The following is a 20,352-nucleotide window of genomic DNA, read 5'->3' on the forward strand; positions in this document are numbered from 1 at the left end:
AGTCGCCTCCTCCTAAATATATAAAATAAATTTATCCTGATTGCGGTAGAAAACAAATAATCCAACAATTAAGAAGCCCACACCTATCCCAAAACAAGTGAGGTTCTCCCCCATTGAAGGAACCATATTATATAGTACGACATTTCGCAGATACGTAATAAAGTACACCATAGGATTTATTTTTAAAACGATATCAAGCTTTCCTTGCAACATGGATATCGGATAAAAAATCGGTGTCAAATACATCCAAGCAAGCGTAACCACACCATAGAGATGCGCGGTATCCCGAAAAAAGACCATAACCGTGGCAAGAATAAGGCCCAGACCAAGAGCAAACATAATAATATATGCCATTACTATTATTGACAATATCATTGTTACATGAAATGAAACGCCCGTAAAAACCATAACTAACATCATAGCAATATATGAGAAAAAAAGATTTACTACGCTCGATAAAACTTTTGACATTGGGAACAAATATTTAGGAATATAAACCTTTTTAATCAAATTTCCGCTTCCAGTGATAGAATAGAGCGCGTTTGTAGTAGACTCAGCAACAAATGCAAATAAAATGTTTCCCGTAAAAAAGTAAATGGCAAAATTTTCAATGTCGAACCGGAATAGATGCGAAAACACCAATGTTATTACTGCCATCATTAGAATCGGGTTCAACAGCGTCCATAAAAGACCCAAAAACGAACGACGATACCGAATTTTGATATCTCTTACAACCAGTTCATAAAGTAAATCTTGATACTTAACAAAGCCAGAAAACATAACTTTTAATTTAATCATAATTCCCAATTCCAATCATTTATCTTTATAGTATACTGCTTTTAAGCTTTTCAAAAACTTAATAGGGATTAAACCTACTATTAAAGGCTTCACCGCATAAAAGAGGCCCATAGGCATTAGCTCCAATCTACGAAACCCCTCAAATTTAACAATAAACTCATTCCAGCGATAACGGTATTTTCTACGCTGATAGGTTCCGTCATCTTCCCTAATAAAATACAGAGGCTCATTTATATTAGCGCCCTGATATCCCGCCGCATATATTCGCATAAAAAGTTCATAGTCCTCCGAGCGCAAATATGCTCTCTTTGCGTTATATCCTCCCACCCTTATTAACAGGTCTTTACGAAACATTATGGATGCATGCACGAACGGCAATGTCATCAAGAAATCTTTCTTTTGCGGACAAGAGCAAAACCAATAACTTCCGCTGTCTTCATCGGCAGAAACTTTAAAAATTCTTCCTCTCGTTCCTACAAAATCAATTTCAGGATGTTCTCTTAAAAAAAGGATTTGTTTTGCAAATCTCGCAGGATCGCAACTGTCGTCCGCGTCCTGCCTTACTATGTATTTTCCATTTGCGATTTCAATGCATCGATTCAAGCTATAGGCAAGTCCATGATTGCAGTCATTTTTCAAAAGCACAATCCTGCTGTCCTTTTCCCTATAGCGCCGGACAAGTTCAACTGTGTCATCCGCAGAACCATCATCACACATAATAAGCTCCCAATTAGAAAAAGTTTGTGCAAGAATAGCTTCTATTGCTATTCCAAGTGTTTTTTCACAATTATACAAGCCCATAACTACAGAAACCTCGACCATATAGTTCCTCACTAAAATAATTATAATATTATTACGGTTTTCTGAACTTAATTGACGACCATGTTGACCTTTTACAACTTTATTTTCGTTATGCCGTCACCATATTTATTTTTTCATACGCAACTGGTCTACAATGCAACCTCGATATATCCTCCATATAGTAATTTGGTTTGACAGCCGTATCTCCTGCTTGGCAATTGACGTCCATCTACCTTATTTCCGAGGATCATTACATGTTTTTATAATAAATAGCGCAAATCCGTTCTTTCGCCTTTTCAAGAGAATACTGCTCCGCTTTTTCAATATTCTTTATAGATATTGTCTTAAGTGTGTCCTTGGACCTAAATATGTCATACATTGCGCGTGCAAGACCTTCCGCATCCCCCGGCAAATACAGACAGTTATTTCTTTTGTCGTCAATTAACTCAATATGTCCACGTATTCGTGAAGCGACAATAGGCAAACCGCAGGCCATTGCCTCAATAATATTTAGTGGCAAGCCCTCACTTATGGAACTGCTTACCGCCATGTCACACATCGGATAAACCTCTTCCATTCCGTCTATGTGCCCAGGAAACATAACTCTTTCTAGTATTTCGAGTTCTTCTGCGAGGGCTAAATTTTCTTTTAAAAGCAAACCGTCTCCAGGTAGTAAAAGACGTCCGCTCGGTACATGATTTAGAAAAATCGCAAATGCTTTTAATAGCTCTCTGTGGTTTTTCCTCCTGCTCATTTCAGCAGGATATATGACTAAGAAATCATTCTCATGAATTCCGTAGCACTGCCTCATACGTCGTTTCTTAACGTTATCGTACGGTTTATAGCGTTCCAAATCAACTCCCATGCCTGGTATCAGCTCTACGTCACCCGAGCAAAGCTTGTATTTTTGAGCAAGGGCAAAATCCTCATAATTCATTGCAATTACACAATCTGTTACGCCCGCACAGATTTTCTCGGGAGGCAGGTACTTGATCCAGTTTGCAAACGGCCCACCGTTCCAAAAAAAATAACCGTGAGACGTATATATGACTCTTGTATTCCTCTTACCAGCAAGAATTATAGCTGCCCGCACTATTGCACCTGCCAATGTAGTGTGTATACTGATGATCTCGAAGTGATTTTGCTCAAGAATATTCTTGACAGTGTTGATCGCGAGCAAATTCTTTGCACTTAAAATGTTTTTTTCAAACGCAATATCCCATTTCATATCAACATACGGAAAGCTCATGCCTCCATGCGACGCAAGGTGTACCTCAAACCCATTATCCTTGAAAAATTTCAAATACGGTATATGAAAGTTCTTTATATGGATATCATTGGAAGCACAGTACAAAACTTTTTTTTTCATTTAAACTCTCACATTCTAGTCTAAAAAGACGATACCTTCTTAAGGTTTTATTATTGTTTCTCGTAATAAATCCCATTTGAGTGCGTCTGCAATACCTTCGTCAATTGATTTTTCAGCCCTCCAGCCTATTAGTTTAAGGGCCGTTTCTGCATTTGCATATGCACCCGCAACATCCCCGGGACGCGCTAGAGCAATCTCCTTTTTTACTACTTTACCATATACTCGTTCGAATGCTTCCACAAGCTCAAACACCGTAACACCTTTACCTGTTCCAAGGTTCAGCACAGCGAAAGAGTTGTCAACCATTTGAAATATCTTATGTATATTCTCGACTGCTTTGACATGAGCAATAGCCAAATCCCATACGTGAATATAGTCACGCACACCAGAGCCATCACGGGTCTCCCAGTCTACTCCAGTAATCTTGAACACTTGCTCACGTCCCAACGCCACGCTAACCAGCTTACCAAGCACATGGGACGGATTTCTAGCATAGATACCTGAACGCATCTTCATGTCTGCTCCGATGGGGTTAAAGTAGCGCAACGCGATACTCCGCATACCGTGGGCTTGACAGAAATCCCTTAAGACTACTTCCACCATATATTTGGTACTGGCATAAGGGCTTCTTGGATTTAACGGCGAACTCTCAGTCACCATAAAATTAGGCACGTCGTCATATACCGACGCAGACGAACTGAAAACAATATTGATGCAGCCAACACCATGCAAGTTTTTGAAAAGTTCAATGGACTTCGCTACGTTTTCCTTGTAGTAGTTATATGGACTATTCACCGAATCTGCTACATTTACTAACGCTGCGCAGTGTATTGCACAAGTAATGTCTATATTTTCGCTAAAAATCCTTGCAAGCAATTTGGCATCAGCAATATCCCCTTGATAGAATATCCGATTGCGTGTGAACTCGATTCGCCCATTTACAAGTGAATCGAGTAATACTGGCACATGTCCACTGTCCTCCAATGCCGAGGCAATTGTGCTGCCGATATATCCGGCACCTCCAGTTATGAGAATTTTCATTAATATGCCACCTCCAGAAAATCCTTTTAATCCTTTATGCTTGATAAATCTTCCAATCCTACATTGCTCCTTTACCAAGTAGCACAACAGGGACAGTCCGGAAGATTATCTTCAAGTCAAAAGCGAGTGACCAGTTATGAATATAAAAGAGGTCCATTTGAATCCGATCTTCATAACTCACGTCGTTGCGCCCACTCACTTGCCATAAACCCGTAAGACCTGGTTTCACTCTAAGGATCATCTTTCCATGTGTACCATACCTAGCGATTTCTGCTGGCACAATGGGACGAGGTCCGACAAAACTTAGGTCACCTTTTAGAATATTGAACAACTGTGGCAATTCATCCAAGCTAAGCTTTCTCAGATATTTACCCAGTAGGGTTATTCTCGGGTCATTATCTATCTTGTAATTATCATGATAATCTTTATTGATCTCCTCATTTTCAAGCAAAGCTGCAAGTTGTTTATCCGAGTCCACAACCATGGTCCTGAACTTATAAATTCGTACTTTCTTTCCATCTAGCCCTAATCTTTCTTGGGTAAATATGACGGGTCCGACCGAACTGAGCTTTACCATTATCCAAACAAGCACCAATAGCCAAGAGATAAGGATTATTCCGACGGCAGCCAGGATAACATCCATCACCCTTTTTAACCGTTTTGAGACACCATCAACAATTAAGTCTTGAGGTCCAAAAATAAGAATCCCTTTGTAGTTGATTGTCTTTAGGGGTATCGATAATAACCTGCTAACAGACGGTACAATATATAGTGGGATGTAATTAAGTTCGCAGTAGGCTATAAGTGGCTCTAGTTGACCAACACGTTCTTCATACACTAACATGCCCAGATCCCTTGGGCTTACTACGCGCAAAGCGCTTGCTAATTCGAGATGATTTTTTACGATATCCTCAATTTTCATGTTTAGGGCTGTCTTTGCTACTACCCTGAGTCCCATATCTCTGGCAAGTTTCTCTAGAAGGTTATCGGCACATGATTCGAAGCCAATAGCCACTAGTGGAAGTTTAGCCTCATCTCCCAATTTCAACTTATAAACTTTCGCCAGAAAATACCTTACTATAATAGCCAAGGAAAAATTAACCACAAAAAAGACAGTAAAATAAATCCGAGAATAGCTCACATTACGCAAGTAAAAGGACAAAACGTAAAAAAATGCAGCACTATATATTAGTGAGCGGAAATAAATCTGTGGCCTAACTTTTAATAACTCCGATGTCTCATAATTCCCTGATAGATATAATAAGCCCAAAAAGATAATACCAATCATCGCTAACATTATTAAATATGCGTTTATACTTATGACTGATATATCATTCAAGAATTTCATATACCCTACTAAGAGGCCACTAATGGTATAGACCATTATATCAGAGATAAAGAACTGGATACTTAGTCGGGCTACTCTTCCAGAGTGCAACAATTTATATAACCTCCACTGTTGTTAAAAAACTTAGCATAACTGAATTTCTAATAGATCTTATTATTCGACGCCTTTCACATATATCCTTCTCTTATATATGTGAATGTATGGTTATTTAAGTATATTTATGGGATTTTTGTATTAGTTTAGTCAGGAATCTAGTTTCATTCTAATCAAACGTAGACTATGCCATGTATCGGAAGAATCTTACTAAGGGCTAGGTGCTAAAAACGTCGTATCCATTAGATATAAATTTCTGATTTGGAATCGTGTATAGATGAGGGTTTCCATTGCTTAATAAATGTTTCGCCATTCATTAGTCCGGAACATTTACCCTTGGATCGGGCGTATTCGATTTATATAGATCATAAAAAGATACGACAGTATGTTTTACCAACCACTTTCCATCACCGGCAAACGTGACATCATTAGACGGAAATTGAGGACTGGCGAAGTATGGGTAATAATCTTGATAGAGTACACTTCCCAAAAAACTCTTCCCAGGGTAATTTTCGGCGATATCATTGTTTAACTGTGCAAAGTAAGCCATTATACTTCCTTTTTCGTTAGCATTTAGTATTTGAACCCAATTTCCATAATCCCTAGGATCCATGATTCCATGAATGCTTATATCACTTGAGCCAGATTGATAATCATTGACTTTCCAAATGAAGTGAACACTCTTTCCGGCTATGGTCATTACACTATAAGCAGTCTTTAGGTTTTTCAAATTGCTTGTTGAGTTAAGATAGTTCAAAGGATCAGTAAGTTCTTGATTTGTCACTATCACCTCTTTGGGTAGTGTTGAGCCTTCGCGCGGCAGCTGCCCCAGTGTTTGATTAATATCCTGCGTTAACATGGGCTTAGCCAGATTAATAGGTATCGACAAGTATAAATTCTGTCCATTAGTCACATCTACAGTGGTCGTTCCTATTACTTCAGCCTGTTCATTCACTAACACTCCGCCACTTGTCCCTGTAGAGATTAAGGCTGAAATTTGGATATAGGATGCTCCAGCGATTATTTCCGATTTGGTGCTAATTATTCCATCACTCATTGTGTCATCTTTGCCTGAGGGGTTTCCGATGGTATAAATTTTATCTCCTGTGCCAATCTTGTCTGAATCCCCGAGCGTAACTGGTTGTAAACCTGATGCATCTATTTTAAGCAAGGCCAAATCCTGCTTAGAATCATAAGCCAAGATCTTTGAGACATCATAGATCTTTCCATCGTTAGTTTTGACTTTTGCATTATACGCGCCTTTGATTATGTGATAATTCGTAGCAATTTTACCAGTGGAATCAATAATATACCCGCTCCCGCTCGCAATGGGTATGCCATTTGAATCGCTAACTTCAATGTTAACAATTGAAGGACTAAGCCTTTTGGCAATTTCGCTTGCAGTATAGGATAAGACCGGTGGGGTTATCTGTGAAGATGGATTTACATATTTTTGTACTAATGCCGAAGGCATAATAACTTCTCCACCAAGAATATCTATTTGCGTAATTTTACTACTCTTGGAGTTAAGATAATCTCCGGTCGTCTGATTATAGTCATAATCGATAAGCAAAATTGGCGCAGCGCAACTAGCAGCATAAGCACTTCCTGCTAGAGCATCTGCAAAGCCGTTTCCTGTCGCAAGAAAGATTTTACTCAAATCGAAGTTACTATTAAATCTATCTACCAGAGCAACATTTCGAACGTACTTATCACCTCCAGTTATTCTTTCAACATTAGCAAATTGGGTTGATACAGACTCATTGATTTGCGCCGCAGTACCCACTAAGTATGTATGAGATATGTTACTTGAATTCAGATAACTTTTAATACTATTTGTCAAATGATCACTAGGCACTAATATAATAGGTGCATTCTTTTGTGCGGCTATTGGGGAGATTGATAAGGCATCTGCATAATCATCACCGCTAACCACGGATAATTCTTGCACGTCTCCTAGCTCTTTAGCAATTTCTATAGCGGTATCATACCTATCTTCTCCTGCCAAACGTGTTACATTGATCCCAAGATCTTTTACTTGGTTTTCAACGGTCAAGGATACCACTGCAGTTCCGCCCACTAAATACACGCTCTTTACTTTAAGATCTTGCATAGTTTTCCTTGTTATGGGTGTTAAAATCTGAGCTTCCGTCAGTAAGATAGGGGCATTGTACTTTTTGGCTAAAGGTGCTGCGGCTATTGCATCCGGGAAATTTTCTCCATAGGCCAAAATTGCATAATCAGACTGTGGCCAGCCTTCTTTGGCGATATCCGAAGAAGTATCATACTGGTTATAACCTGATATGCGATGAGTCAAGGTTGAGGCGATAACATTGCGAGCAAACGCCATCTGAAAGATAACTGCGAAAATTATCAGCAGAAGCGATGTATATTTCCATATAAACCGATGATCTTTCATATTTAGATAATCCTTATTTAAGATAAGACAGCCCTCCCGTGTAATCTCTACTATTTTATAGTTTCTACGTTATTCCTAATTTTCCTCTTTTACTCTTTTGGGAAAAGTTATTTCAAAAAGTCAAAGACAAAGACCCAGAAGAGTCATTTCCCTCTGAGTCTTTGAGTTACCCAATATATAATTGTATTATTATAAACAGTTCTTTGGAGCCTCTACTACAAGTTGCAGCGTTTCCTTTTTGAGCTGGCGGTGAAAAAGCAGCACGGCCACCGGGAGAAAGATTGCTGACATCGTTAGCACCGTGTAAAGGTTAGGCAAGACCTGGTTTAAATTAATACCCATTAAGGCTACATCCCTGACTTCCGAGACAAAATATGTAAGTGGGAGAACACTGGAAAGGATCTGTACTGAATGAGGCATCGCCTGAAGGGGCCAAGTAAACCCTGAAACCAGGAAGGAAGGTACCGCGATTAGCATCGCTATTTGAGTGGCTTCAAGTTCATTCTTACAAATGATCGAAAGTAGAACTCCCAAGGACATTATGGTTAAGAGGAAGGCGGCAAGAAGAATTTCAAACGTCAAGATACTCCCGTGGAATGGAACCTGGAAATAGTTAAAGCAGAGATAATAGACCAAATTCGCGCTCAACATATTAATGAAGAAATGGACCGTTAATTTACCCAAGACCACCTCAAATGCATTATAATGGGTCAGTTCTTTGATCGTCCCTAACTCTCTTTCTCTAGTTAAGGCAGTCGCCACATAAAGTAATGCAATCTGCTGGGCTACTGTACCGGCCAAACCTAACAACAAGAAGTTCGTATAGTTGAAGGTTGGGTTATACCACACCCTGAGTGCATATCGGATAGGTATTGCAGCTGGTACGGCTTTACCAGGAAGAAGGTTGTTCGCATTTTCAAGGCTCTTTATGCTTGCCCCGGCAGAAAAGGTGCCAACAATTTCGTTGGCGGCAGAAAGGACTGCATTACTGAAAAGCATATTCGTACCGTTTACGACCACCAAAACCGTGCTGCCTTCCCCCGTTTTCACCTTCGCATCGAGATCTTCAGGTATCACGATGCCTGCCGTTATCTCGCGATTTTCCATCATTGAACGCATCTTAGCTTCGTTCATAACTTCTCCGACGACTTGAAACTTTTCAGAATCCTTAAACCCTTGCGTGATGGCCCGACTACTGGCTGTTTTATTATAGTCCAGTACTACTGTTTTAATGTTTTTTACGGCATGGTAGGAATACATTACCCCAAAAATAGTGATATAGAGTAGAGGAATAAAGCACATGACAATCATCATCCTCTTGTTTCCAATAATATACTTAATCTCCCGTAAAGCTATTTTCAGAATGCCCATTTTAAAGACTCCTTACCTTAATTAAATTTCACACTAACCTCCATACCCGGACGCAAGTCTGGTGAATTTACCTGGATTTTTATATTATAGGAGACGATATCTTTCTCTCCCCTATCATTGGTAGCTCGTGACGTTGCAAATTCCGGTTTACGGCTTATATCCACAATCTTACCAATGAGTTTTTTATCCTTCTGACTTGATATATAGATGGAAACTTCCTGATCCAACTTCAGTCTGGCCAACATACTTTCACTTACCTTGACATTAACCCAGTTATCCAAGTAATTCGTAACACTCAGCAGAGGTAAACCCTGGGAAACCATCTCACCTTCTTTTACATTAAGTGACGTCACCGTCCCATCACAAGGGGCTTTGATTTGAGTCTCGGCAACGTTATTTTGGATTTCCTTCAATTGCCCTTCTGCCGCCTCCTTCGCGGCCTGCGCCCTCTGAATGTCAGCTTCGTACACATTCAGCTGAGTGCGTGTCGCCTGAGCCATTTCTAAGTCTGCTGTTGCTGCCTCTATGCCAACCAAGGATAATTTGTATTTGTTTTCCACTCCATCCATATCCTGATCTGAAATAGCCTTCGCAGTATGTAGTTCTTGCATCCGTTGATAGGTCTTAGTCGCTAATTCCGAATCCGTTTTTGCCTTCCCAACGCCTACTTCAGCCTTTTGAATTGTGGCTGAGGTCGTTCTATCAGTGGCTTCTCGCGCAGCAGTTGCTTTAACTATGTCCCCTTGAGTAGCTTTTACCGCAGCCAGAACCTGTTCTTCCTTAGCTTTAAGATCGCTATCATCAATCTTAGCCATTATTTCCCCGGCCTTAACCTGTTGACCCTCCTTAACAATCAATTTGACGACTCGTCCTGGAATTTTCGTATTAATACTTACCTCTTGTGCTTCCACATTTCCCGTAAGATCTGTCTTAATTTCTTCACCATTCGCCATCGCAGTACTTGTCGGCAGAACATAATTACAACCGGTGAGCAGTGTTATCAGGATCATTGGAGCGACTAACCTCGTTATGTTTCGTAGATAGTTCAATTTTATTCCTCCCCATGTTTGATAATGCCGTTACAAATAAGATCCACAATGTGCTTGAAGCGTTCTTCAAGCATAGCGGGGGACAACAAATCCTCTAACCAGTAAGTCTTAAGTGTCTCCCTACGCGAAAAATAACCTAAGCATACTGCATTAATACTCACCAGAAGATGACGTATATCTAGATTATCACGCAAAACACCCGTGCGTTGGCCCTCCGTCAAGATTCCCCGGAGCATAGGCTCCGCGAGATCTAGAAATTGCGGAAGAACTTTGTTAGAATATTTTTGATCATTTAAGGCCTCCCAACTTACGAGACGTACAAACTCGTCATGCTCAGCTAAGAAGTAAAAGTATTCTCGAACCACTTGCATGATTACTTTTTGAGGGTTCGTTCCTGGCTGAATAACGCATGTTCCTATCGTGTAAAGTTTGTTATAGTTATGACGAAGCACTTCTAAATATAGATTTTCTTTACTCTCAAAGTAATGATAGATCATTCGCTTGTTAATGTGTGCAGCACTAGCTATCTCATCCACTCTCGAACCGTCGAGTCCTTTTTTTGCGAAAATTGATGTCGCCGCCATGAGAATTCGTAATTTGCTGTCCTCAGAGCGAGAGAGTTCGCGGTCCCTTTCGGGATCACTTAAATGTGTTGATTTGCCTTTCACCACTTCTTCACCCCTTTACTACAACTGAATAAGTTGTATATTATTTGTAGAAATTTTTCCACGAAGTCTTTTACCAAGTAAGTAACTAGTTAGTTACTTACTTGGTAAAAGAAAAGAGAGTTTTAACCCTCTTAATCCCTTAATCTCTAAGTATCTTACTGAGAATACTATCACACCTTTTAGTAGTAGCAACTATATACGGTGTATGCCTTCCTTACGTTTTCCTACGCGTTTTTAAGTTATCGCTCGTGGAAGGTCCAATTCACAGAAAGATGTTTGAACGGTTATTCATTACGGTTTCTAATATACTTTCTTTTATCTAAGTTGTCAATTGTTTTTTTGAATCTTTCAACAATAGGCATTGCTTTTGTACCATTTTGATTACCCGCTATTAGCTTAATTGGTGACAGTAATCTTAATGGTTTTTACTAATCCATTAGTCGAAATACCACTAAGTGTAATCGTATCATTAACATGTGGAGCTACAGCGATCCTATTAGTACTCGGATCTAATTTAAAGGTGCTAGTACCGTCGAGATTGGTTCCTGTAGATGTAACTTCTACGATTTGAGCTAAAGGAGCAGCTTTCGTACCATACTGATCTACTGTTAAGAAATATAGTACTCCTCGGCCTACACTACTTCCAGCTACATCCATTCTTGCCATAATTGTACCAGGTTGCAGATACCGAACGCTAACGTTAGCTTGATCGCCTGCATCATTTAGTGTAACACCCGGCATGAAGGTACCTACAGCAGCAACAATAGCCAGAGCTTTTGGTACTTCAGTTGAAGATTTAATAGGTGTCGTTAATGCATGTACTAAACCATCAGCACCCCGAAACGTTACATTTAAGGTAGTGCTTGATGTTGTCATATTATTTGCTAACGTTTTTGCAGCAACATATACACTCTGATAATCAACTCCGGAAGCAGGAATAACATCGTAAGTTCCATCAGATTTAACTGTACTAGCAATAAAGTCTGAACTATCAATATTTGCTCCGATTATTGGAGTTCCTGCTAATATTACTTTTGATCCACTTCCTGTTTTACCATAAACGTATGGATTACCAGCAAAAGCAGTGGTTCTTTTAGTTATTGCTCCAGAAGTAGTAACATCAGCGTATATAGGTTTTGCTACTGTATCCATTGAGTAATCTTTAATATCAGTATTTTTAAGAATTGAGAATGTCACTGATTTCGAATCAATCACGGTATATGGGTGAGCGTCAGTGCCATCATGTATAACACCATTCACAGTACCCTCAAGTGTATTAACCAATCTGAACGTAACTGTTCCCGTCCCTCCTAGGGCTTCTAAGCCATCTTTTGCTGTAATCTTAATACCATTTGCGCCAAATGCTATAGGTTCTTTAGTTACCGTATCCTTTTTATCTTTATCAGTTCCACTTACTGCAATAGCGCCAGAAGTAGTTGCTAGAATTTCATAATTATAAGCTGGGGCACTTCCAACAGCAATACCCTTAGCTTTGCCTACCATGTCGAAAACTCTTCCATATTGATCTTTAACTTGGAAACCACCATAGTTGTATCCAAAGTCTACGCTTTGATTTGAAGCACTTTGCATGTTACTTAACAATATCTTGGAGTCTAAATATAACGTGTCAGCTTTGGCATACTTCTGAATGTTTATAGTTAGGGTGCTGTATTTGCCAGTTGTTGTCGTTGCTGTTATAACTTGTTGTCCGTCTGTTGCAAATCCATTTCCGTCTTGACCAGCTAATAAACTAGCAGTTCCATCAGTATTTTCAAAAAGCTTCGCGTTACTTATAGTAAGATTGTTAGTTTTTAAATCAACATATTTTGTTAGTGCCACTCCATTTTGATCTAATGCCGTGAATGGAATTGCTTTTCCTTCATTAACAGCAATACTATTCGATGGAGACATTAAGGTAAATGTATTTACTGATGATGCTTTCTTTAAGGTTGTATTGATTGATGAAGTTTTTCCGGTCCAAGTCATGGCAGTAATTACTGTTGGCATATCCATCGTAAGAGCATTACTAGATGTATTATTAGCAATTACTTTAATGACTGCTTTTGTAGAATCACTTGGATCTTCTTCAACAGTAGCTGTTACATTTGAGTTTGAAGTGGTTAACACATTACCATTACCGGCATTATCGGAATGTAATATTAATCCACCCTTAATCAAATCATAGTTCGTTGTAGGATTACCACTGATATCCGTTGCAGTATAGCTTGCATAGAATTCACTAGTATCTCCATCAGTTAAAACTTTACCCTCGGCATTTGTTAAAGCACCAAGTTTGAAATCACTTAATGTTCCAATTTGTGTTGATGTCGTTAATGTAGCACTCACCGAAACTCCAGTAGTTGAATCATAGCCAGTTATTACCACTGTCGCAAACTGCATTAGATTCTGAACATTTGAGTCTAACGTGAGCAACCCATCTTTTGCCGTAACCGTACCGACACCACTTTGGAATGTTAAACTATTAGCAAGAGCCCCGGCTGTAATATCGTTTCCATATTGATCTAATACATTATAGGTTGCATATCCAGTCTGAGTACTAATACCACCTGAAGTAGTGGTGCTAACAACCCCTAATTTAGTTGAAGTGATATTTATTGAAGCAATCTTTTGTTGGACTACTGCTACCGTTGAACTTCCAAGATCCGTTGCGTCATTCTTCACAGCAACTGTATACGTTCCTTCTGGAAAATTTACCGAGTTAGTCAAGGTAGCTTCAGTCTTAGCAGCATTCCAAGTCGCGTTTACAGTCACAGGAGTTAATATGTTCATAACTGTAAATTTAACTTTTGAAGTATCAGCAGGTGCTTGGTTAAAAACTACTTTGAAGTCACTAGAGCTAATAGAACTTACGGATGTTACTGACAAAGCGCCAGCAGGTGGTGTAACTACGCCAGTAGCAACCCCACTACGGACAGTCTCAGGAACAACAGCTGTACCACCAAGAGCAGTGACAACACTGTCAGAAGCGAGTTTACTGTACACGAAAGTAGCTGCAGCAGGAACGGTTCCGTCTGTGAGGACGATAGCTGATTTAGTTTGGGCTGCAAGTGGTGCACCTGCGAGAGCATCAATACCAGTTACGCCGTTAGCCACATAGACATTGCCATAGGTAAGGGAAGAGTTGAAGTCTTGGATAACTTGATTGTTGGTATCATAAGCCGAGGTACCAGCATGACGGGTTGCGCCAGGAAGTGCCTCTTTTACAGCATCGCTGATGACGCCTGTTCCGCCGATAACATCGGAAGAAGTGATTCCTGGGTTGGCGGCTATGTAAGCTGAAACGCTTGCAGAAAGTGCCCCTTTGTCTGTTAAGAGAATTGGCTCATTAGCAGCAGAAGCGACAGCTGCGATGGAGAGCGCATCTTGCAAGCCGTTAGCAACTGCAACTTTGGTTACGCCAGTCATTCTTTTAGCAATATTAACGGAGGTTGCAGAACGGTCTACTCCCCCAAGGGGAACAACTGTGGTACCCATTTTGGAGATTTGATCGAGAACTGCTTGGCTAATAACAGCCGTTCCACTGGTAACATAAACAGTCTTAACAGCGAGTTTAGTGAGTTCGGCTTCGGTGTCAGCGTCGAGTGTGTTTCCAGCTCCAGTTAGAAGGATAGGAGCTTTCAAGTAAGAAGCGAGTGGGGCAGCCGTGAGAGCATCCACCATACCATAGGAAGCTGATGAAGCCAGAATTGCTGTGCCAGTCCAACCTGTTTGATCTGCTATTGCAACTGCAGTTCGAGCTGCAGTTGTACCTGCCAACCTAGTTGGAACTGTACCAGCAGCAAGTACATTAAATGGAACCATTGACAACGCCATACCAACCATAGCTAATGATGCTAAGGCTTTTTTAGTTTTTTTCATTAATGAATATCTCCTCTCAATTTAGATCACTTTCATTTTTTGGGGTGAATTTGATCTTTTTTTCTCGGCCTAGGACGTCCTGTAGTCGTCCACCACCCCCTTAAATTACTTAATATTCCGTCTATTATGAGCAGTATTCAAAAAAGCCACCGGATTTTATGGAAGCGTCCTCCCAAAAATGCAGATTCATTTTCCTCCGGTGGTACGCTATATCTTTGAAAACTATGCATCTGATTCTAGTGCTAATTTTGTTGATATCCAACATGTGGATTAGTCTACTAAGATCTTCTTCATATGTTATTCTACGTCTATTTGTTTTATCCTTCTGAATATTCATAATATATATTTAATTTTGTCTATTTAATTATTCAGTTTTCATAATTCATCTTTTAGTCGAGGTTAGTTTAGAACCCCCTCGTCCAGGGTAAAGAAGAATTGAGCGGATAAAGCCCAACAACTCTATAATATAGAGGTCAACTTCCTCCTGATTTACGCAAAGAACAGGCTACCCAATATGCTGTAGATATGATTGAGTTGACTTGCCGAGACACCTGAATTAAAGGAGTACTGCTGATGCTGCAGTGTATGTTACGAAGCAAAGGCCTGATCCAGAGTTGCCGAACTACTGTCGGACCAATCATTGACGGTAGAACAACAACCAGTTGTCGATCAGGTTCAACAATCTGCATAGATTAACATAGCAAATCCCTCCTACCTTAATGGTAGGAGGGATAACATCTTTGACCCCTAAATTAGAGATCAAATTGATTAATTAATAAACTTTTAATTTACCTTTCTGAATACATAATTATAGGAATTACTGGATTCACTGAAAGTGGGATTAATGAAATTACTCTGATTACTAAAATAACTGGAATTACCAGTAATATAGGAAATACCCATATTGTAAATTTCTAAACGATTCTTATTTAATACAAAATTGTAATCTTTAGCCTCACTGGAATTTACTATTCTAATCCAGTTGGGATTACTGAATGAATAATTATCTTTATAAATAGTAGTATATCCATCGCGCAATTCAGTTTCTTCTAATGTACCATCATTATGAAATTCCAGGGTATATCTTTCATCAGAAGTCTTCCATGTCCCTAAAATGTCTTGTTGCACTTGTTGAATTGTCGAAATAGCAACCGGATTCACATCTGCAACTGTAACTGTAGCTATTGCTTTAACTGTAACCGATTCAGCAATTGTACCAATAACAATAAAAGTTTCTGCACTTGTTCGTCGACTTAATTCCATGGTCGCCCAATTGACATTAACCATTTTAGTTGTCCCATCACTCATTGTAGCAATCACTGTACCAGGTAAAACCGGAGCAGTTCCGGCTGTAGTAGTTACATTAACAACACTCACATGGCTTACTGTAATAACCTGTCCTTGATCCGGTTCTTGTATTGTTGTGCTAGTCGCAGCTAATGTCGATAACGCAGATGATAATGTGATTAAGATAATTAGAAAAAAAGACATTAATATCTTCTTCATTAAAATCGTTTCCCCTTTTTCAATTTATAAATATAACATACACCACCAACCAGTAAGGACGATAAAGCAAATACAGAAGAGCGAATAAGGACTAGGTGGTATATTTTCTGATTTGCAATCATGGTCATCAAGCTGCGAATTACTATTCTGTGAGGTGTTAATTATTTTATGTATTGCCCTCTGCTGACCGGAAACGAAAAGAGTGCATTGTGTCTAAATTGTATAGGAGTTGTACCCCGAGGGAAGGAGCTGAGCAGAAAAACGGGGAGGACAATTATAAAACTGTCCTCCCCTACTACGGTATTTAGTTATTCATACAGTTTAAATGTTGTTGCGACTATTAGCTTAATGGAGCGGTGACAATAATCTTAATGGTTTTTACTAATCCGTTAGAGCTAACACCACTAAGTGTAATTACATCACCAACTTGTGGAGCAGCACTGCTGATCCTGAAGTCTGAACCTACAGCAAAGTCAGAGGCTGTTCCATCTGCGTGGGTCTTGGAAACAACTATGAGCTGAGATAAAGGAGCAGCTTTCGAACCATACTGATCTATGGCCCTGATATAAAGTCCTAATGAGCGATTAGCGTTAGATCCACTTGTATCTGTTCTAGCAAGAAGTTTTCCAGTAGAAAGATAGGTTTGACTAACGTGAGCAACGTCTCCTACGTCATTGAGTGTAACACCCGGCATGAAGGTGTTTACAGCAGCTTGGATTTTAGTAGGTACTGATGACGCAGTTGAAGACGTAACAGGTGTTGTTACTGAATGTACTAAACCATCAGCACCCATAATCGTTACACTTAAGGTAGTGCTTGATGTTGTCACATTATCGCCTAATGTTTTGGCATACACAGCTACATTCTTATAGCCAAATGGTGAGTAGCTGCTCGCATCAGTGACAACAAAGTCAGAACTATCAACATTTGCGGCAAGTACTGAACCGTCTGCTAATACTACTTTTGATCCACTTGCTGATTTACCATAAACGTATGGATTAGCAGCATAGTCATCGAGTCTGCCAAAGTCGGTTCTGGCAGCTATAGCTCCAGAAGTAGTAGAAGTAGAAGCGTCAGCAAAGATTGGTTTTGCTACTGTATCCATTGTGTAATCTTTAATATCAGTATTTTTCAGGACTTGGATTGTTACTGATTTCGAATCAATTACAGTATACGGATCTGCTACAGTACCAGCATGACCATCAAGTGTATTAACCAACTTGAAGGTAACTGTTCCTGTCCCTCCCGTTGTTGTTAAACCACTATTTGCTTGAATTCTAATACCATTTGCACCATAAGCGATTGGAGCACCGTTTGTGACTGTTTCAGTACGATCATTACCAACTACGCTAACAGCTCCCGAAGTAGTTGCTAGAACTTCATAATTATAAGCTGGGGTACTATTAATTGCTGCGCCTGCAGCTTTACCTACCATGTCAAAAACTCGTCCATATTGATCTTTTACAGTGAAACCGCCATAGTTCCAACCAAAGTCAACGCCTTGACTTGAACCACTTTGCATGTTAGATAACAATACCGAGGAGTCTAAAGCTAATTCGTCAGCTTTGGCATACTTCTGAATATTGAGAGTTAAAGAGCTGTACTTACCGGTTGTTGTTGTTGCAGTGATAACTTGTTGTCCGTCATTTGCAAATCCAGTACCGTCGTCTTTTCCAGCTATCAAAGTAGCAGTTCCATCGGTATTTTCGGTGAGATACGCGTTAGATATAGTGAGGTCAGCTGTCTTTAAATCGGAATATTTGGTGAGTGCCACTCCATTTTGATCCAATGCTGTAAATGGAATTGCTTTTCCTTCGTTAACAGCAATGCTATACGATGGAGACATTAGCGTAAATGTATCTACCTTTGACGCTTTCTTCAAGGTTGTATTGAGCGAGGAAGTTTTTCCGGTCCAAGTCATGGCAGTGATAACTGTCGGCATATCCATCGTAAGAGAATTGCCAGAATTACTTGCAACTACTTTAATGACCGCTTTTGAAGAATCACTTGGATCCTTTTCAACAGTAGCTGTTACATATGAATTTGATGTGGTTAGAAGATTATCATTGCCACTATTATCAGAATGTAAGATTAAGCCACCGTAAATCATATCATAATTGTTTGTAGGATTTCCACTGATATCTGTAGCGGTAAAGCTAGCATAGAATTCACTGGTATCTCCATCAGTTAAAACTTTACCATCAACATTTGTTAAAGCACCAAATTGGAAATCACTTAATGTTCCAATTTGTGTTGATGTCGTCAATGTAGCACTCACTGAAACACCAGAAGTTGAATCATATCCAGTTATTACTACTGTAGCAAACTGCATCAGATTCTGAACGTTTGAGTCTAATGTGAGTAATCCATCTTTTGCTTCAACTGTACCAACACCACTTTGGAATGTTAAACTATTAGCAAGAGCTCCAGTTGTAATATCATTTCCATATTGATCCAATACATTGTAAGTTGCATATCCGGTTTGTTTCGTGGCACCAGCTACAGTAGTGCTAACAACCCCTAATTTGGTTGAAGTGATATTAATCGAAGCAATTTTTTGTTGAACTACAGCAACTGTTGAAGTTCCAAGATCCGTTGTGTCATTCTTAACACCAACTGTATAGGTTGCTTCTGGAAAATTTGCTGAGTTAGTCAAGATAGCTTCAGTCTTAGCCGCATTCCAAGTTGCTGTTACAGTTACAGGAGTTGTTCCGGTTTTAACATCAAATGTAACCTTTGAAGTATCAGCAGGCGCTTGGTTAAACACTACTTTGAAGTCTGTAGCGCTAACAGCACTTACAGAAGTAACTGACAAGTTACCAGTAGGTGGTGTAACTACTCCGCTAACAACACCAGCACGTACAGTTTCAGGGACAACAGCTGAACCACCGAGAGCAGTAACAACACTGTCAGCAGCGAGTTTGCCGTGTACGAAAGAAGCCGCAGCAGGAACTGTTCCGTTTGTGAGCACGATAGCTGATTTAGAAGCAGCTGCGAGTGGTGCACCAGCAAGAGCATCAATACCGGTCACGCCACTAGCAACGTATACATTGCCATATGTGAGTGAAGAGCTGAAGTCTTGGATAACTTGGTTATTGGTGTCATAAGCCGTGTTGCCAGCATGACGGGTTGCGTTAGGCAATGCTGCTTTAACAGCTTCACTGATAACGCCCGTTCCACCAATAACATCGGAGGATGTAATACTAGCGTTAGCAGCCAAGAAAGCTTTTACGCTAGCAGGAACTGCATCTTTCTCAGTTAAGAGTATAGGGGAATTGGAAGCAGAAGCGATTGATGCGATCGAGAGTGCGTCTTGGTTCAACCAGCCATAAGCAACAGCTACTTTGGATACTGGAGCGCCGAGAGCAACCATTTTCTTAGCGATATTTACGGAAGTTTCGAAGCGATCAGCACCGCCGAGGGACTCAACAGCGATACCCATACCTGTCAATTGGTCAAGCACTGCTTGGCTGATGACAGCTGATCCGCTGGTTACATATACTTTCTTAACATTTAGTTTGGTGAGCTCAGCTTTGGTGTCAGCATTTAATACTGCTCCAGGCTCTTGCAAAAGGATAGGAGCTTTTAAGAAAGTAGCGAGTGGTCCAGATGTCAATGCATCAACCATACCGTAAGATGCTGAAGATGCGAGGATTGCTGTGCCGGTCCAGCCTGTTTGTTCAGCAATGGCTACTGCAGTTTGTGCAGCAGTTCCACCAGCAATACGAGTAGGAACTGTACCAGCTGCAAATGCATTAAAAGGAATTGAAGTTAGAGCCATACTTGCGATAGCTAAAGAAGCTAAGGCTTTTTTAGTTTTTTTCATGTAGTAAATTTCTCCTCTCAACTTTTGGATCTCTTTGGTGAACTTTTTCTCTTTTTTCTAGGACGTTTTTGAGTCGTCCCTCACCCCCTTAAAATGTGTAGCACAATCTTTAGACATTGCGCAATATCTAAAAGTATTCCGCAGGATATAGTGGGAGCGTCCCCCCTAAGGATGACTTGGTCAT

Annotated in this window: 12 protein-coding genes; all 12 read right to left on the minus strand. The window is 40.0% G+C overall.

What is annotated here, in order from left to right:
* Positions 1-12 precede the first annotated feature (12 nt).
* The 12 genes from E4K68_RS02965 to E4K68_RS03020 all read right to left on the minus strand — a co-directional run bounded on the left by E4K68_RS02965 (position 13) and on the right by E4K68_RS03020 (position 20,168).
* Positions 13-798 carry an ABC transporter permease gene (locus E4K68_RS02965; RefSeq protein ID WP_135377268.1) on the minus strand — a complete coding sequence of 262 codons (786 nt, stop codon included), beginning with the start codon at positions 796-798 and terminating at the stop codon, positions 13-15.
* Between the two features lie 15 nt (positions 799-813).
* Positions 814-1,620: a glycosyltransferase gene (locus E4K68_RS02970; RefSeq protein WP_135377269.1), complete on the minus strand. Its 807-nt coding sequence runs from the start codon at positions 1,618-1,620 to the stop codon at positions 814-816.
* Positions 1,621-1,849: 229 nt separating this feature from the next.
* A complete protein-coding gene (locus E4K68_RS02975) occupies positions 1,850-2,968 on the minus strand; it encodes a glycosyltransferase (RefSeq protein WP_135377270.1) in 1,119 nt (372 codons plus the stop codon).
* A gap of 39 nt (positions 2,969-3,007) precedes the next feature.
* Complete coding sequence (gene galE, locus E4K68_RS02980; RefSeq protein ID WP_135377271.1) at positions 3,008-4,009, minus strand: UDP-glucose 4-epimerase GalE; 1,002 nt, start codon at positions 4,007-4,009, stop codon at positions 3,008-3,010.
* Between the two features lie 58 nt (positions 4,010-4,067).
* Positions 4,068-5,393 carry a sugar transferase gene (locus E4K68_RS02985; protein ID WP_282432962.1) on the minus strand — a complete coding sequence of 442 codons (1,326 nt, stop codon included), beginning with the start codon at positions 5,391-5,393 and terminating at the stop codon, positions 4,068-4,070.
* Positions 5,394-5,766: 373 nt separating this feature from the next.
* A complete protein-coding gene (locus E4K68_RS02990; RefSeq protein WP_135377273.1) occupies positions 5,767-7,869 on the minus strand; it encodes a cell wall-binding repeat-containing protein in 2,103 nt (700 codons plus the stop codon).
* A gap of 189 nt (positions 7,870-8,058) precedes the next feature.
* Positions 8,059-9,240, minus strand: coding sequence for an ABC transporter permease (locus tag E4K68_RS02995; protein ID WP_135377274.1), 1,182 nt, complete (start codon positions 9,238-9,240; stop codon positions 8,059-8,061).
* Positions 9,241-9,257: 17 nt separating this feature from the next.
* The gene (locus E4K68_RS03000; protein ID WP_243450242.1) at positions 9,258-10,289 is read right to left on the minus strand and encodes an efflux RND transporter periplasmic adaptor subunit; all 1,032 of its coding nucleotides are present in this window, start codon (positions 10,287-10,289) and stop codon (positions 9,258-9,260) included.
* 2 nt (positions 10,290-10,291) lie between these two features.
* Complete coding sequence (locus tag E4K68_RS03005; protein ID WP_243450243.1) at positions 10,292-10,957, minus strand: TetR/AcrR family transcriptional regulator; 666 nt, start codon at positions 10,955-10,957, stop codon at positions 10,292-10,294.
* Between the two features lie 396 nt (positions 10,958-11,353).
* Positions 11,354-14,836 carry a cell wall-binding repeat-containing protein gene (locus tag E4K68_RS03010; RefSeq protein ID WP_135377276.1) on the minus strand — a complete coding sequence of 1,161 codons (3,483 nt, stop codon included), beginning with the start codon at positions 14,834-14,836 and terminating at the stop codon, positions 11,354-11,356.
* Between the two features lie 783 nt (positions 14,837-15,619).
* A complete protein-coding gene (locus E4K68_RS03015; protein WP_135377277.1) occupies positions 15,620-16,342 on the minus strand; it encodes an Ig-like domain-containing protein in 723 nt (240 codons plus the stop codon).
* A gap of 340 nt (positions 16,343-16,682) precedes the next feature.
* Entirely contained in the window at positions 16,683-20,168 is a 3,486-nt protein-coding gene (locus E4K68_RS03020; protein WP_135377278.1) for a cell wall-binding repeat-containing protein, read from the minus strand.
* Positions 20,169-20,352 lie beyond the last annotated feature (184 nt).

It is taken from the genome of Desulfosporosinus sp. Sb-LF (assembly GCF_004766055.1).
GTDB lineage: Bacteria > Bacillota > Desulfitobacteriia > Desulfitobacteriales > Desulfitobacteriaceae > Desulfosporosinus.